Source organism: Rubneribacter badeniensis (genome assembly GCF_002899695.1).
Lineage (GTDB): Bacteria > Actinomycetota > Coriobacteriia > Coriobacteriales > Eggerthellaceae > Rubneribacter > Rubneribacter badeniensis.
This window is the reverse complement of the sequence record NZ_PPEL01000036.1, coordinates 1-26,783: the sequence shown is the minus strand read 5'-3', so window position 1 is coordinate 26,783 and position 26,783 is coordinate 1. Positions and strand designations below refer to the sequence as shown.

At 60.5% G+C, this 26,783-nt stretch carries 21 protein-coding genes and 1 pseudogene; 12 read left to right on the top strand and 10 right to left on the bottom strand.

Annotated elements, in window-relative coordinates; genetic code table 11:
* Window positions 1–95: 95 nt before the first annotated feature.
* The 3 genes from aroF to C2L80_RS07250 all read right to left on the bottom strand — a co-directional run bounded on the left by aroF (window position 96) and on the right by C2L80_RS07250 (window position 2,343).
* Window positions 96–896: a 3-deoxy-7-phosphoheptulonate synthase gene (gene aroF / locus C2L80_RS07260; RefSeq protein ID WP_087197712.1), complete on the bottom strand. Its 801-nt coding sequence runs from the start codon at window positions 894–896 to the stop codon at window positions 96–98.
* The gene (locus C2L80_RS07255) at window positions 893–1,174 is read right to left on the bottom strand and encodes a chorismate mutase (RefSeq protein WP_087197711.1); all 282 of its coding nucleotides are present in this window, start codon (window positions 1,172–1,174) and stop codon (window positions 893–895) included. Before C2L80_RS07255 ends, aroF begins: the two co-directional genes overlap by 4 nt.
* 233 nt (window positions 1,175–1,407) lie before the next feature.
* On the bottom strand, window positions 1,408–2,343 hold the full coding sequence (locus C2L80_RS07250) for an undecaprenyl-diphosphate phosphatase (protein WP_087197709.1): 936 nt from the start codon (window positions 2,341–2,343) through the stop codon (window positions 1,408–1,410).
* Window positions 2,344–2,885: 542 nt separating this feature from the next.
* On the opposite strand from C2L80_RS07250, the gene C2L80_RS07245 reads away from it, so the two are divergent.
* The 8 genes from C2L80_RS07245 to C2L80_RS07210 all read left to right on the top strand — a co-directional run bounded on the left by C2L80_RS07245 (window position 2,886) and on the right by C2L80_RS07210 (window position 11,978).
* Window positions 2,886–4,142: an MFS transporter gene (locus tag C2L80_RS07245; protein WP_157941035.1), complete on the top strand. Its 1,257-nt coding sequence runs from the start codon at window positions 2,886–2,888 to the stop codon at window positions 4,140–4,142.
* Between the two features lie 151 nt (window positions 4,143–4,293).
* On the top strand, window positions 4,294–5,562 hold the full coding sequence (locus C2L80_RS07240) for an MFS transporter (RefSeq protein WP_103262923.1): 1,269 nt from the start codon (window positions 4,294–4,296) through the stop codon (window positions 5,560–5,562).
* A 70-nt stretch (window positions 5,563–5,632) separates the two neighbouring features.
* Window positions 5,633–8,377 (top strand): 4-hydroxyphenylacetate decarboxylase large subunit, encoded by a 2,745-nt coding sequence (gene hpdB / locus C2L80_RS07235; RefSeq protein ID WP_103262922.1) that lies wholly within the window; start codon window positions 5,633–5,635, stop codon window positions 8,375–8,377.
* Window positions 8,378–8,383: 6 nt separating this feature from the next.
* Window positions 8,384–8,641 (top strand): 4-hydroxyphenylacetate decarboxylase small subunit, encoded by a 258-nt coding sequence (hpdC, locus tag C2L80_RS07230; RefSeq protein ID WP_087197701.1) that lies wholly within the window; start codon window positions 8,384–8,386, stop codon window positions 8,639–8,641.
* A 66-nt stretch (window positions 8,642–8,707) separates the two neighbouring features.
* Window positions 8,708–9,655, top strand: coding sequence for a 4-hydroxyphenylacetate decarboxylase activase (hpdA, locus tag C2L80_RS07225; RefSeq protein WP_087197699.1), 948 nt, complete (start codon window positions 8,708–8,710; stop codon window positions 9,653–9,655).
* Entirely contained in the window at window positions 9,655–10,335 is a 681-nt protein-coding gene (locus tag C2L80_RS07220; RefSeq protein WP_087197697.1) for a tetratricopeptide repeat protein, read from the top strand. The genes hpdA and C2L80_RS07220 overlap by 1 nt, the downstream gene beginning before the upstream one ends.
* A complete protein-coding gene (locus C2L80_RS07215) occupies window positions 10,332–11,279 on the top strand; it encodes a DUF4037 domain-containing protein (RefSeq protein ID WP_087197695.1) in 948 nt (315 codons plus the stop codon). Before C2L80_RS07220 ends, C2L80_RS07215 begins: the two co-directional genes overlap by 4 nt.
* A gap of 75 nt (window positions 11,280–11,354) precedes the next feature.
* Complete coding sequence (locus C2L80_RS07210; protein ID WP_087197693.1) at window positions 11,355–11,978, top strand: DUF4125 family protein; 624 nt, start codon at window positions 11,355–11,357, stop codon at window positions 11,976–11,978.
* 10 nt (window positions 11,979–11,988) lie between these two features.
* Here C2L80_RS07210 and C2L80_RS07205 read toward each other — a convergent pair whose 3' ends face one another.
* Genes C2L80_RS07205 through C2L80_RS14580 form a run of 3 tightly spaced genes read right to left on the bottom strand, consistent with a single transcriptional unit; the run spans window position 11,989 to window position 15,632 of the window.
* A complete protein-coding gene (locus C2L80_RS07205; RefSeq protein ID WP_087197691.1) occupies window positions 11,989–12,888 on the bottom strand; it encodes a response regulator in 900 nt (299 codons plus the stop codon).
* On the bottom strand, window positions 12,885–14,909 hold the full coding sequence (locus C2L80_RS07200) for an ATP-binding protein (protein ID WP_103262921.1): 2,025 nt from the start codon (window positions 14,907–14,909) through the stop codon (window positions 12,885–12,887). The genes C2L80_RS07205 and C2L80_RS07200 overlap by 4 nt, the downstream gene beginning before the upstream one ends.
* 9 nt (window positions 14,910–14,918) lie before the next feature.
* Window positions 14,919–15,632, bottom strand: coding sequence for a LuxR C-terminal-related transcriptional regulator (locus C2L80_RS14580; RefSeq protein WP_087197687.1), 714 nt, complete (start codon window positions 15,630–15,632; stop codon window positions 14,919–14,921).
* A gap of 947 nt (window positions 15,633–16,579) precedes the next feature.
* On the opposite strand from C2L80_RS14580, the gene guaA reads away from it, so the two are divergent.
* A complete protein-coding gene (gene guaA, locus C2L80_RS07190; RefSeq protein WP_193602628.1) occupies window positions 16,580–18,235 on the top strand; it encodes a glutamine-hydrolyzing GMP synthase in 1,656 nt (551 codons plus the stop codon).
* Window positions 18,236–18,658: 423 nt separating this feature from the next.
* Here the strand turns inward: guaA and C2L80_RS13875 are convergent, their stop codons facing one another.
* On the bottom strand, window positions 18,659–18,955 hold the full coding sequence (locus C2L80_RS13875; protein WP_157941034.1) for a hypothetical protein: 297 nt from the start codon (window positions 18,953–18,955) through the stop codon (window positions 18,659–18,661).
* 64 nt (window positions 18,956–19,019) lie between these two features.
* On the opposite strand from C2L80_RS13875, the gene C2L80_RS07185 reads away from it, so the two are divergent.
* On the top strand, window positions 19,020–19,712 hold the full coding sequence (locus C2L80_RS07185) for a leucine-rich repeat domain-containing protein (RefSeq protein ID WP_066661393.1): 693 nt from the start codon (window positions 19,020–19,022) through the stop codon (window positions 19,710–19,712).
* A 241-nt stretch (window positions 19,713–19,953) separates the two neighbouring features.
* Here the strand turns inward: C2L80_RS07185 and C2L80_RS07180 are convergent, their stop codons facing one another.
* From C2L80_RS07180 to C2L80_RS07170, 3 genes are all read right to left on the bottom strand, one after another.
* Entirely contained in the window at window positions 19,954–21,159 is a 1,206-nt protein-coding gene (locus C2L80_RS07180; protein WP_129589916.1) for an MFS transporter, read from the bottom strand.
* Window positions 21,160–21,287: 128 nt separating this feature from the next.
* Window positions 21,288–22,502, bottom strand: a complete 1,215-nt coding sequence (locus tag C2L80_RS07175) for an MFS transporter (protein ID WP_103262919.1) — start codon at window positions 22,500–22,502, stop codon at window positions 21,288–21,290.
* A 26-nt stretch (window positions 22,503–22,528) separates the two neighbouring features.
* Window positions 22,529–24,019 (bottom strand): carboxylesterase/lipase family protein, encoded by a 1,491-nt coding sequence (locus C2L80_RS07170; protein WP_157941033.1) that lies wholly within the window; start codon window positions 24,017–24,019, stop codon window positions 22,529–22,531.
* 233 nt (window positions 24,020–24,252) lie between these two features.
* On the opposite strand from C2L80_RS07170, the gene C2L80_RS07165 reads away from it, so the two are divergent.
* On the top strand, window positions 24,253–25,074 hold the full coding sequence (locus C2L80_RS07165; RefSeq protein ID WP_066661388.1) for a MerR family transcriptional regulator: 822 nt from the start codon (window positions 24,253–24,255) through the stop codon (window positions 25,072–25,074).
* Window positions 25,075–25,133: 59 nt separating this feature from the next.
* Window positions 25,134–25,325 (top strand): annotated as a pseudogene (locus C2L80_RS07160) (IS3 family transposase); the annotation flags it as partial.
* Between the last annotated feature and the right edge of the window lie 1,458 nt (window positions 25,326–26,783).

Sequence of the window (26,783 nt, the reverse complement as noted above, 5' to 3'; positions counted from 1 at the left end):
CCCGCCCCCCTCCGCACTCGAACACGAAAAGGGCCGCCCGAAGGCGGCCCCGAGAAACGCAAATCCCCCTCGCAGCGCGTCGCGCGACGGCGGGCCTACACGATCTTCTTGCCGAACACCGCGGCGATCTCGCGCAGCTGGCCCACCAGCTCGGCGAACTGGGCGGGCGTGAGCTGCTGCGGGCCGTCGGACAGGGCCGCCGGCGGGTTCGGATGCACCTCGATCATGATGGAGTCGCAGCCCACGGCCACGGCGGCCTTCGCGAGCGGCGGCACGAGGTCGCGCACGCCGGCCGGATGCGAGACGTCCACGCAGATGGGGTACAGGCTCTGCTTGTGCACCACGGGCACGGCCGAGATGTCCAGCGTGAAGCGCGTGGCCGTCTCGAACGTGCGCAGGCCGCGCTCGCACAGCACCACGTTGTCGTTGCCCTCCATCGTGATGTAGTCGCACGCCGACAGCCATTCGGAGATGGTGCCCGCGAAGCCGCGCTTGAACAGCACCATCTTATGCGAATCGCGCGTGACGTGACCGATGTTCTTCAACAGGCTGAAGTTCTGGAAGTTGCGCGCGCCCACCTGCAGACCATCCACGTAGGAATGCACCATCTCGCAGTGCGCCGAGTCCATGACCTCGGTGAGCGTTTTCAGGCCGTATTTCTGACCGGCATCCGCCATGATCTTCAGCGCCTCTTCGCCAAGGCCCTGGAACGAGTGCGGGTTTGTGCGCGGCTTGAACGCGCCGCCGCGGATCCACGTGAGGCCGAGGCCCGCGATGCACTCAGCCACTTCGTTGAACTGCTCGGCGCTTTCCACCGAACAGGGGCCGGCGAACAGGGTGATCTCGTCGGTGCGAGTGCCGTAATCCGGCAGCTTGGTTGCTATCTGATCGCTCATACCGACGGCGTCTCCTTCATCACCTTCAGAATGCTGGCGTATATCTCGCGCAGGTTCTCGTTGTAAAGGGGACCCTCGTTGTAGCCGTTCAGCTTCGCGAAGATTTCCTCCTCGCGCTTCGGGTCGTACAGGCCCAGGTGGGCACCGGGCTTCAAGCCGCGGATGACCAGCGAATGACCGGCGCGCTTGTTCAGCAGCGCGACAATCTGTCGATCGATCTCGTCGATCTTGGCGCGATGTTCTTGGATCTCCGCAAGGGAGCTGCTTTCGTCAGACATCGGCACTTCCTCTCAACTCTCAAAAGCGGTAACGAGCGTGGCCGCGGCGCCGCAAACGCCGGCCGGCCCTCGTGTGCCCACCATGATAGCAAAAGCGGCACACCCGAAGGCGCGCCGCGCGAATCAAAAGCGAAGTTTTACGAAGCGGAAACACCAGAGGCGGGAAAAACGGAGCCCCACCAAAAAAACGGAGATGTCCGGAGCGTCCGGCCCCTTCCTCCCCGCCCCTGCCCTTACGGCAGCATGCCCATGCTCTCGAAGGCGAAGTAGGCCAGCACGAGGACGCCCACGACGATGCGATACCAGCCGAACACGGTGAAGTCGTTCTTCTTGATGTAGCCCATGAGGAACTTAATGGCGATGACCGACATCACGAACGCCGACACGATTCCCACCACGAGCACGACGATCTCGACGTTCGTCATGACGAGCCCGGCCGCGAAGAACTTGACGCACTTCACCAGCCCCCATCCGAACATGATGGGGATGGCCAAAAAGAACGTGAACTCGGCCGCCGCCGTACGCGAGCAGCCGCACAGCATGCCGCCGATGATGGTGGAGCCGGAACGCGAGGTGCCGGGGATGATGGCGAGCACCTGGAAGCAGCCGATCTTGAGCGCCGTCTTCCAGTCGACTTCGTCCACATCGGTGATCTTGAACAGCTGCGCCTCGGCCTCGTCGGCCGCATCGCCGTACGAGGGGCGGGCGTGCCGACCGCGCGGCGCGGCGAGGGCCGCCTCCGCTTCGCGCAGGCGCCGACGGTTGCGCCGCTCGATCACGATGAACGCGATGCCGTAGAGGATGAGCATCGCCGCCACGGTCACCTTGTTGTAGAAATGCTCGTTCACCCAGTCGTCGAACGCGAGGCCGATGATGGCCGCCGGGATGCAGCCGATGGCCACCATGCCCCACAGACGCCACGTGCTGCGCTTCTCCACCTGCGTCTTGCGCGGCGAGAAGGGATTGAGCTTGTGGAAGTACAGGATGAGCACCGCCATGATGGCGCCCAGCTGGATGACGACGAGGAACAGGGCCAGGAAGTCGTCCGACACTTGCAGCTTCACGAACTCGTCGACGAGGATCATGTGCCCGGTGGACGAGATGGGCAGCCATTCGGTGATGCCCTCGACGATGCCGACGAGGAGCGCCTTCAAAGCTTCAAAGATCATATGCAGGTTTCCTTGGTTGACTCGACGCGGTTACTGTCTGCCCTGACGACGGCCCGTCGCTGCGAACACCGCCGCCCACCCCGATGGGGAGCGCATCCGGACAGCGGCGCGCGTATCGCGCTGTTCCTCCTCCGACGACCCGGCAACGCATCGCCGCATGCAGGTCGTCTGCGGCAGACGCGAACGCACCAGGGCCTCCGACGCATCGAAGCCGCCCGGAGCATGCGGCGCGCCGATATCGCCCGGCGCGTTCTTCACGCTCGGCATGGTACACGAGGTTCGCTCGACGACGGAAAGAAAACAGAGGAAGCACATCGCCGTTTCGCGCCGAAAACGTACGATCCCGCATCCAACAGGTCGCAGAAGGTCGCATTCGACCCCTTCCCCGCCTCGGCGAAACTCCGACTTTACGACCGGCGACCGATTCAAACCCGCATTCCGGTTCCGTATCGTTACAAGCGGGCGCAAGAGATCGCCATAGGCCGGTCGCCGCCCCGGGAACGCGCTTCAACCAAGATCCCATCGAGAGGAAGTGGTGCCGCATGACGCGAGGGAAGCGACGGATCTTCTACGGGTACTACATGCTGGCGACATGCTTGGTGATGCTGATCGTGGGCACCGGCATCGTCAACAATTGCGCGGGGCAGTTCATCACGCCCGTATGCGACGAGCTCGGCTTGCCGCGCAGCAGCATGACGCTGTACCTCTCGTTCCAGAACACGGCGCTCATGATCTTCGTGCCGTTTCTGGGCGTCATTTACAAGAAGATCAAGCCGAAGCTGTTCACCATCACGGGCGCGGCAGTGATGATCCTCTCGTTCGCCGCGCTGTCGCAATGCCGCGAAGCCTGGCAGTTCTGGATCTGCGGGTTCGTCATCGGCGCGGGCCTGGCCACGGTCAGCACCTCGACGGTGTCCATGCTCATGAACAACTGGTTCATCAAGAACAAGGGGCTCGTCATCGGCATCGCGATGGCCGGATCGGGCTTCGGCAGCATGATATTCAACCCCTTGGGGCAAAACCTCATAGCCACGTACGGCTACCAAACCGCCTACCTCATGCTGGCGGCGATCATCTTCGTCGTGTTCATCCCCGTCATGATCGTCTACCGCTTCAAGCCCGAGGACATCGGGCTCAAGCCCTTGGGCTACGACGAGCAGGCGTCCGCGTCCGGCTCGAACGCGAACGAGGTGGTTCGCACAGGCACGTCCTACAAAGAGGCCATTCGCTCGCCAAAGTTCTACCTGCTCGCGTTCATCGTCTTGTGCCTGAGCGGCTGCGGTCAGGGAACGTTCACGCACCTGCAAGCGTACTTCACCGGCGTGGGATTCGATCCCATGTTCGCCGCATCGATCATCGGCATCACGAGCGCGTTTCTCATGGTGGGCAAGGTCGTCTGGGGCCGCGTGCGCGACCAGTTCGGCCCGCGCCCGACGCTCATCGTCGCGCTGAGCTTCTTCGTGCTGTCCTACGTGCTCGTCTTGCTCGTGCCGCTCAACACGGCCCTGTGCTACGTGTACGCCGCCGTGTTCGGCCTGGCCTACGCCACGCCCACCGTGTTCTCCCCGCTTTTGACCATCGCGTCGTTCGGCGAGAAGGAGTTCAGCTCCATCTACGGATCGGTGCAGATCTTCTTCTACCTGGGCCCCATCATCGCCAACCCGCTGTCCGGAGCCATCTTTGACGGGACGGGCGCCTACAGCATCGCCTGGATCGTCTACGGCATCGCCATATTCATCTGCCTGATCGCAGGCTCGATCATGCTCTCGGGAAAAGACAAGAACAAAGCCACCGCATGAAAGCGGAAGCGCTCGCCGTATTCGACCGCGAAGGAGGTGACACGGCATGAAGCGTTCAAAAGGCTCGTAATGCCGCCGAGAACGTCGCACGCATCGTACACCAGCCTCTCGCCCCAAGCGAGCAGGCGAGACCATCGATAAAGGAGGGATCATGACGCAGACGAAAGGCAGGTTTTTCTACGGGTACGCGATTCTCGTGGCGTGCATCATCATGCTGATCGTCGGCACGGGCATCATCGTCAACACGGTGAACCAGTTCGTGCTGCCCGTCACCGAGGCGACGGGGCTGTCGCGCTCGGCCTTCACGCTCTACACGTCGTTCCAGAACTTCGCGCTCATGCTCACCGTGCCGTTCCTGAACAAGATCTATTCCAAGATCAAGCCGAAGATCATGACCGTCATCGGGTTTTTGATCATGTGCGCCGCTTTCTGCCTGCTTTCGCAGTGCCGCGAAGCTTGGCAGTTCTACGCGTGCGGCATCTGCATCGGCTTCGGACTGGCGTTCGTGAGCACCACCACGGTGGGCGTCTTGATCAACAACTGGTTCATCAAGAACAAAGGCACCGTGCTCGGCATCGCGATGGCCGGATCGGGCTTCGGCAGCATGATCTTCAACCCCATCGCGCAGCAGCTCATCAGCACCATGAGCTACCAGACCGCCTACATGGTCCTTGCGGCCATCATGTTCGTGTGCTTCATCCCCGTGCTCGTCATCTACGTCTACAAGCCCGAGGACAAGGGCCTGCATGCGCTGGGTTACGAGGAGAAGCAGGCCGAGCTCGCCGCCAAGGCAGAGGCCGAAGGCTCCGACGAGAAGAAAGAGGTCGTGCTCGAGGGCTACACCTACAAGGAAGCCATCCGCTCGCCTAAGTTCTACGTGCTGGCGTTCGTCGTCATCTGCCTCTCCGGCATGTCGGTGGGCACGTTCCAGCAGCTTTCCGCCTACTTGGTGGGAACGGGCTACGAGGCCGTGTTCGCGGCAACCGTCGTGAGCACCGTGAGCCTCTTCCTCATGCTTGGGAAGTTCATCTGGGGATTCCTCCGCGACCGCATCGGCATGAAGGCGACGTTCGTCCTCGCGCTGGTCATCTCCGTCGTGCAGTACATCCTGCTTCTGTTCGTCAGCATGAACCCCGCGCTGTGCTACGTGCAGGCGGTCATGTTCGGCCTGTTCTACGCGACTCCCAGCATGTTCGCAGCCCTGCTCGTCAACACGGCATTCGGCGAGAAGGAGTACACGAGCATCTACGGCACCATGCAGTTCTTCTTCTACCTCGGCCCCATCATCTGCAACCCGCTGACAGGCGCCATCTTCGACATTACGGGAACGTACACGCCGGCGTTCGTCATCTACGCGGTCTGCATCTTCATTTGCCTGGTCATCGGCATGATCATCCTGCGCAACAAGAAGACCGCGTGATGAGGAGAAGGGGCGCGCCAAAGGCCCGTCCCAGGATAGTGCACCGCACTCAAAGCAGAAAGGAAGGAAGATGACCACAGCTGAGAAGACGAGAAAGCTCACCGAGATACTTGAGGAGAAAGGCCAGGGCCTGAACTTCAAGTACGGCGGCGACGGCTCCATCGACCAGGACGTCATCGCCGAGCGCGAGGATCTTGGCTACGACGCGTCCGAGCGCGCGAAAGCCCTGCTCGACGACTACTACCAGGCGCTCGCCTCCACCACCACCGAGTGGCAGTACAACTTCACCCGCAAATGGGAAGAGCTCGAAGGCGACCTGACCATCCTGCGGCGCGCCAAGGCCCAAGCCTACGCGTTCGCGCACCTCGAGCCCACCATCTACCCCGGCGAGCTCATCGTGGGCGCCAAGACGAACTACCTGCGCGGCTCGTTCGGCAACCCGTGGCTCATCCAGTCGTTCTTCGTGGCCAAGGGCTCCGAGCTGTACGAGAAGTACAAGTCCGACAGCAACGCCCGCAGCGATATGGACAAGCAGGTTCAGATCGGCACCGGCGGCGGCAACGTGACGCACGACCTGCCCGGCGCCATCTCGCTGGCCGGCAAGTTCGGCCTGCGCACCGAGGAGGTTCCCGCCCTCAACAAGATCACCGAGTACTGGGCCGGCAAGACCCTCGAGGAGGTCGGCGAGCGCATCAGCTCCACCGTGCCCGGCTTCGACGTGAAGAACAACCTGCTGCGCACCGCCACGTCGCGCGCCGACTCGGCCTACACCATTCCCGTCGGCCGCCAGGTGGTGTCCTACTACTACCCGTTGCAGTACGGCCTCGACGGAATGATCGAGATCTGCGACCAGAAGTACCTCGAAGTGGCCGGCCAGGCCGATGGCGACGGTTACGGCGGCCTCGACCGCATGTACTTCTACCAGGCCGTGGGCATCGTCATCAAGGGCATCCGGGATTGGATCGGCAACTACGTCAAAGAGCTCGACCGCCGTATCCCCCTCACCGACGACGCGAAGCAGAAATCCGAATACGAGCAGATCCGCGAGACGCTGGCCTGGATTCAGCACAAGCCTCCGCGCACGTTCCGCGAGGCAGTGCAGATCATGTGGTTCACGCAGCTTGCGCTCGTCAACGAGGAAGTGGCTTCCGGCATGTCTCCCGGACGCCTCGGTCAGGTCCTCTTCCCCTGGTACGACCAGGACATCAAAAACGGCCGCATCACCGACGACGAGGTCATGGAGATCCTCGAGCTCATGCGCGTGAAGTTCACCGCCATCGACCTGTTCGTGAGCACCGCCTCGTCAAGCGTGCTCATGGGCAACACGTTCAACAACGTGGCCCTCGGCGGCCTCACCCGCGACGGCCGTCCGGCCAGCAACAAGCTGGACTGGATGTTCCTCGAAGCGGCCGAGCGCGTCCCCACCACCCAGCCCACGCTGAGCGTGCTGTGGGACGAGAAGCTTCCCGAGGACTTCCTCCTCAAGGCGGCCGAGGTCGTGAAGATGGGAAGCGGCTTCCCTGCGTACATGAACTGCCGCGTGGGGCAGGATTTCGTGCTCGACCAGTGCGCGCACGAGGGCATGAAGGTAGACGAAGCCCGCGCCTTCGCCATCGGCGGCTGCTTGGAAACGAACGCCGGCACGTGGAAGACCGTCACGGTGAACGGCGTGGAGTACGAGATCCCCAGCGGCGCGAGCGGCGCCACGGTGAACGGCGTCCACTTCATCTCGAACCCCTCCGTCGTGAACCTCGTGCTGTTCAACGGCAAGGACATGCGCACCGGCATCCAGCTTTTGCCGCCACACGACAAGAAGCTGGAAACGTACGAGGAGTTCTGGGAGCAGTACAAGGCCTACTACGAGTTCATCGTGGGCATCCAGTTGAAGTTCGGCAACATCCAGCACGACCTGCACCGCAAGATGATGCCGACGCTGTGGAACTCCGCCACCACGCCGGGCTGCCTCGACAAGGGCCACGACATCGAGCACATGGGGGCGATGTACAACTCGACGTTCTTCGGCGTGGAGTCCACCGGCACCGTGAACATGGTGAACTCGCTCGCATCCCTGAAGAAGCTCGTGTACGAGGACGGCAAGTACACCCTCGACGACATGCGCGACGCCATCGAGAACAACTTCGGCTTCTACCTGGCCTCCGAGATCGGCAGCTACTCGATGTCCGAGCAGGTGCAAAAGCCCGACGGAGCCGCCTATGACGAGATCCTGAGCGATTGTTTGGCCGCGCCGAAGTACGGCGTGGGCGATCCGTACGCCGACGGCATCCTGCGCGAGTACGAGGAATGGTTCTGCAAGTTCCCACGGGCGCTGCGCTCTTTCATGGACGAGCCGCTCTATCCGTGCCAGATATCCGTGTCCACGCACGGCACGTTCGGCAACAACGAAGTGGCCACGCCCGACGGCCGCCTCGCCGGCGTAACGTTCGCCGACGCTTCGCTGTCGGCCGCACCCGGCACCGACCGCAAGGGCCCGTACGCGCTGTTCGAGTCGGCCTGCTGCTGGGATCAGAGCCAGTCCCAGAACTCCCAGATGAACATGAAGATCCACCCGACCGCCATCAAGGGCGACGCCGGCACGAAGCACCTCGCCGACCTCGTGCGCGCCTACATGGTGAGCGGAGGATTCCACATCCAGTTCAACGTGGTGGACAGCAAGATGCTCGTGAAGGCCCAGAAGGAGCCCGAGAACTACCGCGACCTCATGGTGCGCGTGGCCGGGTTCACCCAGTACTGGGTCGAAATCAGCAAGCCCATCCAGGACGAGCTCATCGCCCGCACCGAGTACGAAGGAGTGTAGATAACTATGACATGCCAGCATATCGATTGTTGGAACTACCAGGCGATTGACGTCGTGAAGGGCATCTGCCTCAAGCACGGCGGCATGGTGGATTGGGCCGGGGAGTCCTGCCCCGCGTTCGTCCGCAAGCCGAAGTGCGAGACGTGCGCGAACTTCTCCAACCCGGACGAAGACAACATCGGCACCTGCACGGGTTTGAGCGACGGCTCCCACTGGGTGCTCGGCAGCAGGCCGGCGACCACGTGCGAAGGCTATCGCGAGTAGGCTGACGAGCAACCGGGCGGGGGGCGTAAGTCCCCCGCCCTTTCGCGATCTGCAAGGAGGCAGACGATGGACAAGGCCCTTATCTTCGACGTCCAAGGATTCTCGGTGCATGACGGACCGGGATCGCGAACGCTCATCTTCTTGGCGGGATGCCCCCTGCGCTGCGCATGGTGCTCCAATCCCGAAGGGCTTGAGCTCAAGCAGAAGGTGATGTTCGTCGGCAAGAAATGCAAGCGCTCGAAATACGAGTGCGCGCGTTGCGTGGACGCCTGCCCTCACGGAGCGATCAGCGTGGACGATGCCGAGAAGGAGGCGCCGGTCATACTCGACCACGACGTGTGCGATTCGTGCCGCACGTTCGAGTGCACGAAGGCGTGCTACGCAGAAGCCATCAAACTCTCGGGAACGTGGATGACGGTCGACGAGGTGAAAGACGTGGTGCTGCGCGACCGAAAGTACTGGTCGGACGGAGGCGGCGTCACGTTCTCGGGCGGCGAGGCGCTCATGCAGCACGAGTTCGTGCGCACTGTGGCGAAATGGTGCCGCGAGCAGCGGATCCACACGGCCATCGAGACGACGGCGTTCGCCGATCGCTCGGTGTTCATGGACACGATGCAGCACATCGATTTCGCGTTCATCGACGTCAAGCACATGGATTCGGACCGGCATCTGGAGAAGACCGGCGTGTGCAACGAGACGATCCTCGGCAACATCTCCGCGCTTGCGCAATCCGATTGGCCGGGAAGGCTCATCCTGCGCATGCCCGTGATCCGCGGCTACAACGACGGCGACGAGAATATCCGCGCTCTCGCCGACTTCATGAACGGGCTGGGGCTCTACGAGGTCAACATCCTGCCGTTTCACCGGCTGGGCGACTCCAAATACAAGCAGCTGGGGAAATCCTACGAGTATTCGGAGGAGACTCCCACATCCGAGGACAAGCTCGAGCACATCCAAGACCTGTTCATCGAGCAGGGCATCGCCTGCTATGTGGCCGAGGAGGTGCTGTACTGATGGCCAACGCGCTGCAAGAGCTCTACGACCGGATCGACGCCGCCGACGACGACGCTCGCGACAAAGCCGCCGTCGTCGAAGCGTCGCTCGAGGGGATTCTCAAGGAATACGGACCGGAGAGCTGCGAATACGCCGCCGCATTGAACGAGCTGGGGTCGTGTCTGCGCGCGGCCGGGGACTACGAATCGGCCGCGAACCGGTTCAAAAGCGCGGTCAACCTGCTCGCTCGCACGGAGGGACCCGAAAGCCCCGAATACGCCATGGCTCTCATGAACTATGCGGGCGCAGTGCGGCTGCTTGGACGGATCGACGAAAGCCTCGCGCTTTTCAAGCACGCGAAAGAGGCGTTCGCCGCCGCATTGGGCGAAGCGTCGATGGAATACCTCACCGCCCTGAACAACGAAGCGCTCTGCCATCAGGACAAGGGGGACTACGAAGAGGCCCTGAGCCGCCATGTGCGAGTGTGCTCGACGCTCGAACGCCACGAGACGGCATCCGTGGCGTACGCCACCTCGCTGTACAACACCGGTTTCTGCTTCAAGCAAATCGGCGAGGAGGATCTGGGCGAAGAGTTGGTGAGGAGGTCGATCGAAGTTTACCGGCAGCTCTTGCCCGATGGCCACGAGCTGCTCGAGCGCGCGAAGGCCGCCCTCGGAGAACAAGAGGCGCCGCGACCATGAACGGGCTCGAGCTGGGAGAGTCGTTCTTTCGCGAACGCGGCCTGCCGGCGCTCGCAGCACGTCACGCCGACGCGCTACCTCACCTTGCTGCCGGACTGGTGGGCGAAGGATCGGAATGCTTCGGCATCGACGACGAGCATTCGCGCGACCACGACTGGGGCGCAGGATTCTGCCTCTGGCTTCCTGAAAACGTCTATCGCATAGAAGGAAAGGCGATCGCCCGCACGCTGCGCGGCCTGCGGGCGGATCCCGGCATTCCGTCGCGCTTCACGCGCATGATGGGAACGAACGACAGCCGCGTGGGAGTGTTCTCCGTCGACGGATTCTATCGGCGCTTCATAGGATTCGACCACCCGCCGCGCACGCTCGAGGAATGGTGGGCGCTGCCCGACGCAAATCTGGCCGTCGCCACGAACGGCGTCATGTTCTGCGACAACCTCGGCGAGTTCAGCGCTTGGCGAAAGGAGCTTTCGGAAGGCTATCCGGACGATGCGCGGCGCAAGAAACTCGCTTATTGCTGCTACCTAGCCTCGCAAGCCGGACAGTACAACTACCCCCGCATGATGCGGCGGGGCCGACGATGCGCGGCGCTGCTCGCGCAGACGACGTTCATGACCGCTGCGCTGCGCATCGTTTACTACGCGAACGGCGCCTACCCTCCCTTTTACAAATGGCTGCAACCGCTCGTGCGCAAGCTGCCGATCCTCGGAGAGGCTTCGTTTCTCGCCGCCGAGCAGATCGCCGCCCCCGACGCCAACGCCGACGACCGCTGGCCGCGCACGGCGGCCGCAATCAACCGCTGGTGCGCAGGTCTTGCGGATGCCGTGCGCGAAAGCGGGCTCGTCCAAAGCACGGGCACGGATCTGTACACCTTGGCCGTTGAGCTGCATCGCGGCATCGAAGAAGGGTGGCTGAAGAGGATACCGCTCGAAGCGCCCTGCTGATATCCGGCCGTCGCACCACGCGAATGCCAGCCGACGCGATCGCGCGGCGGTTGGCGCAACCTGCAAGGAGGAATCATGAAAGAAGAGACGTCTCCAATCATCGACGAAATCATCGAACGAGAGTGGCGCATGTTCTCCGCCGTCCAAAGCCTCGACGGGCAGACGGCGTGCCAACGGCAACCCGACACGTTCGACCTGCAACGGCGCAGTCAGTATCTCACTTGGCCCGCCGTCTTGCTGTGCAGCTACCGCGACGACCTGCGCGCTGCGAGCGACGAAGGCCGCAACCTCATGACCGAGAAGTACGCGCGCATGATGGAGCACACCGATCCCGACGCCTTCGCCGCCATCGAAGAGCGTCTGCCCCCGCTCGAAGACGGCGTGGCCGAATTGGCCGACGGCGCAGCCGACCTCATCGTGTCGTGGGAGGCCGATGCGCGAGCCCGGCACCCCTTCATCGTCGAGCGGGGCAGAGATCTGTCCGACGACGCAGCCAGCCGCCAAGGAACCTCGTTCGAAACGTACCTGCGTGCCGAGCTGCGCACATACTCGCCGCGCACGCTGAGGCTTTACGCGCGGCACCTCCAAGGGCTTGCAGACCAGGGGATCAACGGCAGCGAGCTCATCTATGAACAGCTCGTACGCCTTTACGGATACGAAAGCCTGGACGAGGCGAACGCGGCCATGTCCGCTCGATAGCCGCGCCCCGTCACGTTCCCGCGTCGCCCTCCGCAGTGCCGAAGCGTCGCAAAAACGCCTCGTCGCTCACCGCCTGTTTGAGCGCATCGACCACGGACAGGCGCGCGGGAACGCCAGACAGCCTTCGGCGGACCTCTTCAAGCGCAGCTTCGTCCGACGAACCCCGAGCCCGCAGATCCCAGTAGCGTTCGCACGCGAAATAGATCGCCGCGGAAGGCCCCTCGTCGCCGAGCGATCCCGGATGGCGCTGGTATGCGAGGAACCGCCGCATCCATGGCGCGGCGTTGAGCGGCCCCACGAGGTCGTCCACGGAATCCCCTTCGACGCCCACCCGCTCAAGAGACCTCTCCAGCGCGCAGCACAAGGCGCCCATCATCATGCGATGGCAGCCGTCGTCGTCGATGCCGAGGATTTTCGCCGTGCGCAGCGCATAGCCGAAGGCACCCTGGTACCGCTCGTACTCGACAGCCGACAGCCGCCGCACAAGACCCTCCAAGAACCCGCAAAGGGCCTCCGCACTCTCCATGCAGCGGTACTTGCGCTTGTTGCGCAAAAGCGATTCTATGTTCCTGTGCATCTCCTGATAGTTGGGAGGACGGCTCACGAACAGATCGGCCCCCACGCCGATGCCGCGCGCACGCGACTCGCTATCGCTGAGCACCGTGAGCATGATGACAGGGATATGGTCGGTCTTGGGATTCTGCTTGAGCCAATGGCATATCTCGTAGCCGTTCATGCCCGGCAGCATAACGTCGAGAAGGACGAGATCGGGAAGAAGCTCCTCCACCATCCTCATGACCACCTTGCCGTTGTCGGCCTCGTCCACCCGGTAGCCCCACTGCTCAAGCACGTCCACCATCATCCGACGGTTCACGTCGTTGTCGTCAACGACGAGCACCCTCTCGTTCACGCGTCGCTCCTTCCTCCCTCGTCGCTGGGCGCCTCCGGCCGAGCCGGCACGTAGAACCGCGCCGTCGTTCCGAAGCCCAATTCGCTTTCCAGCCACAGCCTGCCTCCGTGCAACTCCACTTGGCGACGAGCCAAAGGCAGACCGAGCCCCGTGCCCTCGTATGTGCGCGAATACGAGTTCTCCACCTGCTCGAACTCGTAGAAGACCCGATCCAGATCGCCAGCCGCGATGCCAATGCCGCGATCCGAGATGGCGAACTCCACGACGCGGTGCCCGCCCCGAGCCCTTTCGCACGCCTCGACGCGTATTTCGCTGCCCGGCTCCGAGAACTTCGCCGCGTTCGACAGCAGGTTGTAGAGGACCTGCTTGAGCACCACGCGGTCAGCCGTCACGGCAAGCTCTTCCGGCTCGCACGACACGCGAATGTCGTCGGAGCGCTCCATGCGAGATCCCGTTACCGTTCTCGCCACCTCGTCAAGCGCCTCGCCCACGGCGAACGTTTCGAAGCGAAGGCTCACGCGGCCCTCGTCGATCTTGGCGGTCGCCAGAATGTCGTTGATGAGTTCGAGCAGATGCGAGCTGCCCTGATGGATGTTGCCCACATAGTCGCGCTGCTTGGCGTTGAGAGGTCCGAACATCTCGGAAAGCAAAAGCTCCGATGCCGAGATGCAGCTGGTCAACGGCGTCTTCAGCTCATGGCTTATGTTGGCGATGAAACGCGTTTTCGTGGAGTTCGACACAGCGAGCCCCGCGGCCAGCTGCTGCAGCTCGAGCGTGCGGGCGCGCACGGTGATCTCCAGATTGTCGTTAGCGCGCAGAAGCTGATCGGACAAGTCCTGCGCGGCCTCTTTGCTCGCTTCGAGCGCCCGCACATTCTCCCTGATCTCGCGCTGGCTCGCATTGAGGCTGGCCGCCATGGTGCGCAAACTGAGCACAAGCCGATCCGACTCGTTGATGGACTCCTCCGGCACGGGACAGCGCTCCACCGCAGCGTAATCCCCCTCCATGATGCTTCTCGCCATGCGCTCGCTTGTCTTCAAAGATCGGGTGATGCGGTTGCTGAACAGCCACCCCGCCGCGAACACGAGCGGGAGCACGCCGAGGGTGACCGCAAGCACCACAAGCGTGTTGTTGTGGATGAGGCTCGAATACACCGCCTCGCGGATGCCGACCCCCATGCTGGCGACTGGCTCGCCCCAGTGGTTCGTGATCGGCGTGTAAAGATAGTAGTACTGGTAGCCAGCCGACGAGAGCTCGCGATCGAAGAACCCCTCTTCGGGAACGTCTTCAAGCGCAATGGAAGCGGGCGTTCCAAGCTGCGACGAGTTGTCCTTGCCTCGCGAAAGGTTCGTACACACGCGTACGTCGTCTACGACGAATGATAGGAACGACCCCTCCACCCGATCAGTGTACGCAGCCGGATAGCGCTGGTCGCTGTTGACGATCTCGCCCATCACAAGCAGCTTGGAACCGTCTTCGGACGCAACAATAGCGAGGTTCACGAGGGCGCGCGTGACCGTTCGCCCGTCAGCCGCTCGCACAAGATGACGTTCGTAAGCAGGATCGCCTTCCTCGAGCACGTCGCCCAAGTCCACGACGTCCAAGCAGCCGATAGATTTGGCCCCCTCCCCTACGACGGCATCGAGATGGCGGCGAAATGCCTCTCCGACTTTTTCACGCACCCCTGGCGAAGAAGCGAGCACCCCCCCCCCCCGGTCGACGACGAAGGCGAAGTCCAGGCTCGGCAGCACCGCGATCGTCGAGCCCACGCATTCCCTCCATCGATCCGCATCCTCGCCCTCATCCGCGGCGTCGCGCACCGCCGAGACGCCAACGGCCTCGAACGCGTCCGTCTGATCGCGCATCATCGATTCGGCGAACCCGCTCGTCGTTTGCAAGAAGTTGTACGCGGCGTGCCTTTGCATCTCGCCGAGAACCTGATAGCTGGCCGCCATGGACACGAGGGCGAAAAACAGGACACTCCCCAGGAGCACGAGGGTGAACTGCCGATTGATCTTCACGAACGACCCCTAAGCATCGAAGTATTTCTTGCACAGAAGAGCCAGATCGTAACGGTTCTTAGCCGGCGTTTTCTTCAAAATGTTCGTGATGTGGGTTTTCACGGTCTTCTCGCTGATGAACAGCGCTTCGGCGATGTCGAGATTGCTTTTGCCCCGAACGATCTGCCCTATGACCATGATCTCTCGGGACGAGAGCCCGTAGGCGTCCATGAGCTCGCGGCCCGTCTCGTCGATCGTCGGACCGCTGGCGATGCGCACGCCCTTGAGCAGCGAAAGCGTCGACCGGAGCAGTCGCAGCGCCTTCTCCAGGTCAAGGCGACTCATCGACTTGACCTCGTAGCGCGCCACGTCGAGCGCGACCGTCGAATCGGGCGGGTCGACCGACACCATGCCCCCGAAAAACGCACCCGCGATCTCCTTGCCGCGGAACACCGGGCAGGCAAAGCACGTCAGACCCGCGTAACAGGAGTCCACGACAAGCGCGCCCGTTTCCATCATGCGCGCAAGGAACTGGCGATGCTGCATCTGACAGCGAACCCCGTTGCGACCCTCGATATGAAAGCACAGAAGCGAGCGGTTCGAAGCGACGAGCGCCGGAGCGCCGTCGAGATGAACGAGGCAGAGGGACATGCCGGTCAATCCCGAGAAGTCGTCTTGAAACGCCTGGACAGACTCTTTACCGATCGAAGACAGCCACAGGCCAAGCGCATCGCTATCGGACATGAACGACCCCCCCCCATCGATCTAGCGAAGCCTTTTCCGCTTTGCCTAGTGTACCATCGACGCAAGGCAAAATCATCGATTGGCCGAAAAGTCAGACGCAAACGGACGCAAGCTCCCGGTTTCCACGGCCGCCCATCCGCTCTCAGAAAGGCGTCTCCTTCCGCGCCCGCACAGCGTATGCCGATGACGGAGCCACGCCCGTTCGCGACCCCGCCCGCAAGCCGATGAGCGACGAGACGCCATCGGTTGCAGAGGCGCGGCCTTGCCGCAATGCCGCACTTGGCAAGGCGAGCCGAGAGGTTTCGTACGGCCGATGCCGCCACGATCTTTTCGTCCGCACGGCCTTCGACCCGACAAGCGAAAACGCCGCGCCGCGACAGTCAAGGTCGCCAAGCGAAGCGTGCGCCCTTGGCGAAGGAAGCTTGCGGCCCGCCTCGCCGAAAGGCAGCCTGTCGCCGATCGCTTCGGCAAAAAGCTCGTCTGCGCAAGCGGGAACCCTCCCAAAGAGGCAACGTGAACAGACGGCGCGTCCAAGGACAGCCCCCCCCCCCGGCACGCAACCAAAACACGTCAACGAAACGCTAAAGAATGCCAAGGGCAGGGGCGCTCGCAAGAATCCTTGCAAAGCCTCTTGCAGGCATCGCCTTTTAGCGCTCCTCTCAAGAGCCAGCCCTTTCCCGTTTTCTCGGCCTCGACCCGCCCTCGCTTCAGCATGCGCTCGGACGCGCTCGGACATCGCCCGAAACGCGGTTGCGCACGAGCGATCGCGCGGCGCTTCGTGCAAAACGCGTGCAGGCAGGTCCGCTTTCGCGGGCGGGATCGGCGTTTTCGGGTAAGATACCGCCATACGAGCATACGAGAGGGATGCCCGCGCATCGAGCCGCGTTTGCGTGCCCGCGCCGCACGCCGTGCGCCTTGCGCGGGCACACGACACGAAGGAGCCATCCGTGAACACCGCATCCATCGGCCAGCTGGTCATCGTCGTCGACTTCGGAGCCCAGTACGGGCAGCTCATCGCGCGCCGCGTGCGCGATCTGCACGTGTACTCCGAGATCGTGCCGTGCGACATCTCTGCCGAGGAAGTGCGCGCGCTCGCGCCGGCGGCCATCATCTTGTCGGGCGGGCCGGCGAGCGTCTACGCCGAGGACGCGCCGTCTGTCGATCCGGAGATATTCGAGCTGGGCATCCCCGTTCTGGGCTTTTGCTACGGACAGCAGATCATGGCCGTCACGCTGGGCGGCGAGGTGGGGCACACGGAGAAGGGCGAGTACGGCCCCGCACCGCTCACACGCCTCGACGGCCGCGACGGCGCAGCCCCGTCCTTGCTGTACGGCGGCACGCCGGCCGAGCAGACCGTGTGGATGAGCCACCGCGACGCTGTGAGCCGAGTGCCGGAGGGCTTCGCGGTGACGGCCGCGACCGACACGTGCCCCGTGGCCTCGATGGAATGCCCCGAGCGGCGGCTGTACGCGACGCAGTTCCATCCCGAGGTGCGCCACACCGCCTGCGGCGACGATCTGCTGAAGAACTTCCTGTTCGGCATCTGCGGCCTTGAGCCGTCGTGGCAGATGGACTCGATCATCGACGACGCCGTGGCGGCGATACGCGCGCAGGTGGGAGATGACCGCGTGATTTTGGGGCTTTCGGGCGGCGTGGACTCCTCCGTGGTGGCGGCGCTGTGCGCCCGCGCCATCGGCAAGCAGCTGACCTGCGTGTTCGTGAACCACGGACTTTTGCGCAAGAACGAGCCCGAGGAAGTGGAGGCGGTGTTCACGCAGCAGTTCGACGTGGATTTCGTGCATGTGCACGCCGAGGACCGTTACGCGGCGCTCCTGGCCGACGTCGTCGAGCCCGAGGAGAAGCGCCGCATCATCGGCTCGCAGTTCTGGCAGGAGTTCTTCGCGGTGGCGCAGGAGCTGGCCGAGGACGGCCGCCCGGTGAAGTACCTGGCGCAGGGAACCATCTACCCCGACATCATCGAGAGCGGCGCGCGCAAGACCGGCGGCAAGGCATCCACCATCAAGAGCCATCACAATCTGATCCCGTTCCCCGAGGGCGTGCATTTCGACCTGATCGAGCCGCTGGACCACTTCTTCAAGGACGAGGTGCGCGCGCTGGGGACGGCACTCGGGCTTCCCGACCACATCGTGCACCGCCAGCCCTTCCCCGGGCCGGGGCTTGCCATCCGCGTCATCGGCACGGTGACGCGCGACAAGCTGGCCATCCTGAAGGAAGCCGACGCCATCGTGCGCGAGGAGTTGGACGCGTACAACGAGCGGCTCTTCGAGGCGTGCGGGCGACGCGACGGCGAGCTTGCGCGCGAGGCGGCCGGCGGGCCCGAGGTCGAGCGCCCCGTGTGGCAGTACTTCGCCGTGCTGCCCGACGTGAAGAGCGTCGGCGTCATGGGCGACGAGCGCACGTACGGCTACCCCATCATCCTGCGCGCCGTGGAGAGCTCCGACGCGATGACGGCGGACTGGGCGAAGCTGCCCTACGACGTGCTTGCCCGCGTGTCGAGCCGCATCGTGGCCGAGGTCCCCGGCGTGAACCGCGTGGCGTACGACATCACAAGCAAGCCGCCCGCGACGATTGAGTGGGAGTAGTATTTGATACAATAACGTATCAATATGTGACCTAGTGCACCCCTTGAGAATTACCTGCTCAAGGGGTGTTTCTATATCTAATCGCGTAAGCTCATATACAAACTCGTAGCAGCGTGACCTAAGACAACTAGGTCATAATGAGGCCACTTCGCAAGTGGCTAACAGGTGGAATTACCAATATCTACCTGCGACTTTTACGGAATCGGAATAAATCACCAAGAGTAACGGTTGATACGAGTCCGTATCACTACCTGCTGTAATACGCCACCTAAGGTGATGCAGACCCGCTAGCCACCTGCAACCACAAAACTGATACGGCAACGTATCAACAATCCTAAAAGAGAATTTTGCGGTTTGGGTCACAAACGGGTCACGGCATAATACAGCCTCTGACGAGGCCGTTTGCGGTTCTATTTAGGGAATCTAGGCCTTGAAGGAGTCCTTCCAGGCAACATACTCGTCTCTCGTCAGCTCATCGTCCTTCAGGTCTCTGTTGTTCCTATACCAATGGCGAAGCGCCTTTGCCAGAGCCTCCTGGTCCTCGCTGCCCAAGTCTTCTGGAAGGGCCAGCACGATGGTTTCCCCAACCTTGGTAGGCTCGAGGCAGAACGCCTCCTCCAGCTCGAACAGCATGTGTATCGCATCGTTCGCGTCGCTTCCCCAGTCGGATTTGAGAGAGGAGGGGTTCACTTCGAGGCAGCGGGCGATCTCGGCGATCATGGGGTCCTTCGGAGTGCGCTCCCCGTACTCGTACTTGCAAAGGGAGACAGCGGATATTCCGAGCATGCGCGAGATAACGTTCGCTGAAACGCTCGGCTGCATCGACGACGCCACGTTCCAGGGAGCAACCTCGCTTTCCCGCATCGTGGCGCCTGGGGTGACCGAGATCAACCGCTATGCTTTTCAACGTTGCACCTCGCTTGTTGACGTGCAGTTTGGTGCCCTGAAGACAATCGGCCGACGTGCGTTCGCAAGCTGCACCGAACTTGAGCGGATCGAACTGCCCGGCACGTTGAAGGTGATAGGGGAAGAGGCCTTTTCGGGATGCCAAGCCCTTCGCGAGGTCGTGATACCCGAGAGCGTGGAGGAAATCGAGCCGCGGGCGTTTCGCGGATGCACCAGCCTCGATGCGGCCTCAATTCCCGAGAGCATTGTGCAGCGTTTTCCCGAGTCGTTCACGCAGGAAGTGGCAGCCAGAGCGGGCGTCGTGTTAAAGACCGAGCGTACGCGGCTTTCGGCGGCGTTTCAGGAGGCGCACGAGGCTGATCGGGCGGAGCTCATGGCAGATGGCAAGCGCCTGTGCGCCGAAGAGGACGAGCTGCGCAAACAGCTCGCTGGCCTGGGCATGTTCGCGCGTGCGGAGAAGGAGCGGATCCAGGCGCGGCTCGACGAGCTGGAAGGCCAGCTTGCGGAGGTGCGCGATTTGATTGACGCGCTCGACAACCCGACCGACGAGGAGCTGCTCGGGATGCTGTAGCGTATGGGGTGCGCGGGTCTTCGGGGCTTGCTGGGCGCGACTCTCGATTTTCAAGAAGAAGGGTGGCGACGGTTTAGGCGATGGCCCTTGAGGCGCTAGCTCTGGGATACTGCCCATAAAGCCTGCTGCGTGTCGTAGCCATGAGCCAATTCGCTTCGTATAGGCGTGCTATTTGCGGACGGCCTCGGCAGCCTCAAGTCGCGCGGTGGTATACACGGTTCCTGGAGATCTGAAAGACAGGCTATGCAGGCTGCTCCTTCTCGATCTTCGAGAGCATCGCAATAGGGAGGATGCTGGTAGCGAAGCAGGCGGCCTGCATGATGAGATCGATTTCGTAATTCTCGTTAGGTAATGCGGAGATCAATATCGGCAGCAGGAACGACATCGCAAGGCTGACGGTGCCGATGATGCCGCTGGCGCTTCCTGCGAAACGACTTCCGATTCCCCTCATCATGACGGGCATAGCTTGAAGGATTGGCCCTGTCATGGCTGAAAGAAAGCCACTTGCTGCCAGAGTGAAGTGTAGGGAAGCATTGCCTTCGACATACCAAACGGAGAGCATTGCTGCGCTTGCGACAATATTAATAATCATCAGATAGGGCTTAAAGCTTTTAAGATGTGCGCACAGTGCAGGTCCCGCGATACATCCGAAAATGCTTGCAATGGTTACCGAGGCTGCCATGTTCCCTGCAGCGAATCCGCTCATTCCTTTGCCTGATTCAAGCGCTTGGGGAAGCAGTCCAGCGAAAGCTGTGCTGGATGAGAGGGTGAATCCGACAGCGAGAGCAATAAGCCAGACATTGGTGTTTTTTGCTGCCACGAGAAACGTGTTGAGCGCTGGCTTTTCGCTCGGGGGATTCACGCCGTTTGGAAGGTTCTTATCGACGATAACCCAAAGTGCCGTCACGGCTACGAGGGCGATTTCTGCGATGACGTATGCTTGGCGGACCGAGTCGTACAGTTCCCCCACTGCTTGTGAGGCGACGATTCCCAGACAGGATACTGCATAGTAGACGCCAACAGCTGTGTCTGTCTTGCTTCCAAACCAAAGGGCGATGGTCTTAACGACGTTTGTCGATAATGCCGCCATTCCGATGCCTATAAGGAAGAGCGAAGCCAATTGAAGGGGGTAACTGTAAAGGGTGATTATCCTGAGCAACCCCCCTATGCAAGCAATCGCAAAACACGTTGCGACAACTCGTTTGGGACCGAATTTATCTCCGGCGAGTCCAAAGGGGATTCCGAAAAAGACTGCCGCAAGCATGGGAACGAGAAACATGGTGGAAAAACCAACGGAGTTGATTTCCAGCATCGGCATGATATCGAGGGCCAGGGCGGATGCCTGATATTGGATGAAGTTGCCCGTAAAAGCGAGGCAGCATACCGAAAGCAGAATTGCAAAACGCCGCAATGGCATGTCGACGTCCTCTCGTTCGATTTCCTTCACTGCCCATGCTCACTGATGTGGGGATATGGCGATGGGCAGCGAAGGAAGATAAATTGTCGGAAGGCGATGCGGGAGGAGGGGGCCTTCCGATTGGTTGCAGTCTGCCGAGGCGGGTTCGGCAGGGGAAATTATTCGGATTGCTTGCTTTGCTGCAGCTTAGCTTTGATTCCGGTTTCGGGCAACAGGGCGATTGGCACTACGCTCAGGAGGAACAGGACAGACTCGACACAAAGGTTCATCGTCCAATTGTCACCAGTGATCGTCGAGACGATAACGGGAATGAAATACGAGCACAAAAGGCCGACGGTGCCGATGATGCCGCCAGCTGAACCGGCATACTTCACACCGATTTCCGGCAAATCGGGGGTCATCGCTTGGATGATAGGGCCGGAGAGGGCGGTCATGAAGCCGTTGACGACGAGTACGACCCACATGATGGCTCCCAGGGGAAGGAGCCAGTTCACAATCATGACCGCTGCAGCGACGATGGTGGTGAGGATGAGGAAGGGCTTGTTCTTGCCTAGCTTCAGTACGACGGCGGGGCCGGCGAAGCAGGCGAAGAAGCTGCCAACGGTGATGATTGCCGCCATCGATCCAGCGACCGAGGTTTCGACGCCGCGTGCGAGCTCAAGCGCGGAGGGGAGGATTGAGCAGTAAGCGGTGGTAGAAGCGAGGGTCAGGCCATAGGCGAGCGCGATAAACCAAACGTTGCGCGATTTGATTGCAATCTTGAGGTACTTGATGACGGGCTCGGGCTCAGGAAGGCTTTCGCCTTTGGGGACATTGCTCATAAAGAGAATCCACAAGAGCGCGGTGACGGCAAGGGCAACCGCTGCAACTAGGTACGAGATCCCGAGAGTCGGGAACATCGTGCTGAATGCCTGGGCGACGACGATGGCGACGCACGATGCTGCATAAAAGAAGCCCATTGCGAGAGAGGTCTGCTGCTTGAACCAGGTTCCCAGTACCTTCGCGAGGTTGGCGTTGAGGCAAGCGATTCCGCAACCAATCAAGAACATGGCAACCAACTGGGCGGCGAAGTTCGCAATCATGAAGAAGCGAATGAAACCGCCGATGACAGACAAAATAAGTCCGACGGAGACCACAATCTTTACGCCGTAACGGTCGGCAAGCGAACCTGCGGGTATGCTCAGAAACACTGCGGTTAGCATGGGCATCAGCATAAGATTCGTAAGCCCCGCGACATCGATGCCAAGGGTGTCCATAACGACGACGCCCCATGCTGAAACCTGGTATTGCATGAAGTTTGCCATGAAGCAAATAAGGCATACGGTGAGCAGCACAACCCATCGATAACCCGATAGTTTCATTTCCTTATCCATGGTGTTTTCCTTTTTCTCTCGAATCACTAGTCGTTCAGCAGAACGCTATACATGGGGCGGAACACGGCGTCGTCTTTCGCGCGCATGTCATGTTTGACAATCCACCCATTCTCGTCGATGACCATATGAGCGCGATCTTCTGCGGTGTAGACAGGCCATTCCTCCACTCCCTCGACAGAAGGCTTGCCGGTTTTGGCGAAGTTATACCAGCACGTATTCATCTGCTCGGCGAGATGCGCCGGGGGGTTCGGACCGGTGAACATGAGGCCGTTCGGGGTGTTGAGATTCTTCATGACGAAGGGAACCTCGATGGCGTGGCATGCCCCCATTCCCTCGATACGCGACTTGTAGCGGAATAGGTAGTTGTACACGGGTTTGTATTCGGACTGCTCTTCGGCCATAAGGTCTGCGCCGACGAAGAAGCCCGTGACATTCATGAAGTCGGTGTAGTATTCCCCGAAATCTCTTTCGGGGTAAGCTTCGCGATACTTCTCCTCCCAATCGATTGTGTCGATTTGATCGTCGAAATGAATGGGGAATTGGCCATGCCAGAAGCTCGGCAAATCCTCGAAATAGAATTTGAAGTAAGTGAACTCGTCTTCTGTACAACCGATCATGATATCGATGTTTTTCGCGGCGCCTTCCTTCCAGACCTTCATCGGCTTGAGGGGAAGGAACGACCCATCGCAGGTTGGCGAGAAGATGAGGGATACCTCGTAGGTGTGCCTATCGCACCAAACCTGCATTCCAGCAAGGAGCTCGTCGGAAGTTTTCGCCAAAAGCTGTTGCGCGGTTTCGCATTTCATGATCTCGGCGAATTCCTTCGTGAACGCTTCGCCGCGTTCCTTGGTTTTGTAAAGCTGTATGGGGCCGGATTCAAGGATGGCGCGCTGGAAGAGCGTGTTCGCCTGGGGAAGGATAGCGAGAAGGGCTTGACTAGACGATCCTGCCGATTCGCCGAACAGCGTGATGCAGTCCGGATTTCCTCCGAAGGCGGCGATGTTCTCCTTAATCCACTCGAGAGCCTTGATTTGGTCGAGAATCGCGAGGTAGCCGGACTCCTCATACTCTTCGCCACCGGGTAGGCAGTCGAGTGCAATCGAGGCGAACACGTTAAGACGGTAGTTGATGGAGACGATCACCACGTCTTTGCTTTGGGCGAAATGCTCGCCGTTGTAAAGGGGATCGGCGGATCCGCCGGAAAAGTAGGCACCTCCGTGAATGTAAACCATGACGGGGAGGTTGGTTTTCCCAGCCCCATTGACCCAAATATTGAGGGAGAGGCAATCTTCGCCCTGCTCGTGCAGGGAGGCTGGTTCAACCTCGTCTTTGAACTGGCATGCCGAGTGACCGAACGAGTCGCAAATCCGACGCTCGTCCGAGTCCTCCAACCTGACAGGAGCTTTCCAGCGTAGCTCGCCAGTAGGTTGCTTTGCATAGGGGATTCCCAAGAAGGCTTCGACTCCGCTTTCGAGGGTGACGCTCTGCATCACTCCCGTTCTGGTTTCTGCCTGCATAATTACTTCCATTCCTTTCGAATCATGAATGCGCACAATGTTTTCTTTGGCTCGCCACAGGGAATGGTAAAGTCTTGAGGGATTCCAATGTCAAGCGATTAATAATGTGAAAACGAGTCATTTTATGAGGCCCAATTCCTTCAAATGGCATCAAATAGCTTGAATTGGCTTTGGAGTCGGTCTAAGGTTTATAGTGTTGCGGGTAGCGAATCCTTCGAGCGACGGGGTCGGCGATGAACGAGAAGTTGCCACTGAATATTAAGCAGACCGCCCAACTCTACGGCGTTAGTTCCGACACGCTAAGGTATTACGAGAGCGTTGGACTGATAACGCCCAGGAGGGAGCGGAACTCCTATCGCGTATATGGCGAAGTTGAGTTCGCTCGCCTCAATATCGTTATGTCGATGCTCGAAATGAATTTCACCTTGAGCGACATACGCGACTATCTTTCGTCGCACGGCCTCGAAAAGACCATCGAACTCTTTAACAAGGAGATGGATCGAATCGATGAAACAATAAGTAAACTTTTGTTAAGACGTCGAAAAATCGAGCAGTGCCTGAGAAGTACGACCGATGCCGTCCTTGCGAGTAGCGACAGCGAGCCGAGGCTGAGACATAGGGGCGCTCGCCATTACATCGTTATCAGCGAGGATTCGGACATAGACGCCGATCCACTGCCGTACTACGCAATCAAGAAAGCTCACGAACTGGGAATAAATATAGACTCGCTTCATAGCATCCCGTGTTTCGTCATGGACTATACTCGCCTACGGTATGACGATTGCTTTGTTCCCGAAAAAGCACTGTTGGCTATTGAGAAGGCTGAGTATCATGATGCCCTTGTTCTTCCCGAGGGCACGTATCTTTGTCGCACGGTGAGAGGCCCGGCTCAACTGACACCAGCTGCTTTTGAAGAAATGAGTGCTTTCATGCAAAGTCACTCGCTTGCCCCTCGCGGCAAATTATTGGAGTTTTGGCACGTGAGCGAATACGTTTCAGATGATGATTCGGAATACCTGCATACGCTTGAAATAATGGTTGAACAGCAACAATAGCGTCGATGAGCGTTGCCTGCCTTTGGTTTTGCGGGTTTTGCGCCGCTTGCGGGGTTTTCGACAACGGCGCGACTGAGCAGGTGTTCGGTCACATCAAAGACGAGCTCTTCCGGGGAAGGACGTGGCCCGACTTCGAGTCCTTCAAGGCGGACCTCGACGCCTATATCATCCATTGGAACACGAGGAGGCGCCGGGTTAAACTGAAGGGACTGACCCTGGAGGAGTTCCGGAGCCAGTCCCTGGTGGCGTAGTCTTTATTTGAGCCGTCCAAGTATTGGGGTGCAGCTCACTGGACGTTCTGCCCCCTCTTTTTTGGGAATCGCTTTCGTTATTTCTTCCTGTTGGAGATGCGAATGGCCGCGCCGCTTGCGACCGCACTCGCCGCGCCTGCAGGTGCCGCAGTGGCTGTCGCGGGGGCAGTCGCTGTCACGGGAGTCGCAGGCTCAGCGACCGCGACCGCCTCGCGCTTCTCCACCTCGCGCTCGCGATACCCGAGCCGCTTACCGAAAGCGGAATCGTTTCGACCTGCACGTTCGATGGAGACACGTATTGCTATGACTGCCTTTGCAACTACCGCAACCAAACCAAACAACATAAGCTTTCTCTAGGATGAGCGAAGGAAAATCTAAGGTCTCTGTTCTAACTTGCTAAGGGAGGGCTTTGCGGAGTTTCCTCTATCCTACCCTCCCTTGAAATATAATGTCCATGCGATCATTAGCTACTTCTCGCAGTTTGCCGTGACCCACCGTGACCCACGAAAACGACTCGAATGACCCGAAAAGCCGTGACCCAGATTTGACCCCATGGATTCGCGGCAATTTTTGAGACTGGATGCAAATGGGACGTACTGGAACAAACTGCGGCAAACTGGAACAAACTGGAGATAGTTTTTAACTATTGAGTGGGAGTAGTCGCGACTATCTAGGTCCTTGCCTCGATTAGGGTTCTGAACTGGGGATACTATTCGATTGCCGTCTTTCCTATCCGCTTGTTCCCGCTTCCTTTGGGACGGGTTCGGCATCATCGCATCATCACGTCGTCGCCACCGACACCACTGCCGCTCCGACGTGCGCCCTGAACTGGGATGGTTCCGCATCCGCATTACTATCCCATGCCTTCTGGATGGCTCCTAACGGCGTGGAACCCGTTCAGTTTGCGCCTTCACTTCGCTCTGATGACCTACCTTTTACTAGTTCAGGGGCGTGATGCCGTTTTGATGTCGAACCCGCCCTCTCCGAAACCTGCGCATCAACCGTTGATGGCCCATATGTTCGCATATCTTCGAGGAGCTTGCTCGTGGGAACAGCCGGGGCAGTTGGCTCGAGCGAGCCCTATCAACTGGGTGCGCTGGGTGCTCGAACTTGTGGAGGAAACTGCACAAATCGCGTGCAGGCTTAGCGCCTCGGAATACCCCTCATCGCCTCGTTGGCGTCTCTGACGGCAGACTCGGACGAGGGCGCGCCGTACTCCTCCGCCACGGCTCGGGCGATCCATACGAGATCCTCTCCCAGCATCCGCTTTTCCTGCCTTGCAAGGATGAGCTCGCGGTAGATCGCCTGCATCCATTGGGTACTGTCCAGACTCTTGCGCACTTTTCCGACAGCCTCATAAGCCCGCCGTCCGGTGCGGCTACCCCTCCAGCAGAGTCACGTCCAGATAGCGCCTCGAGCCCCACTCGCTCTCGGCCACGTACTTGAGCCTCGCGGTCA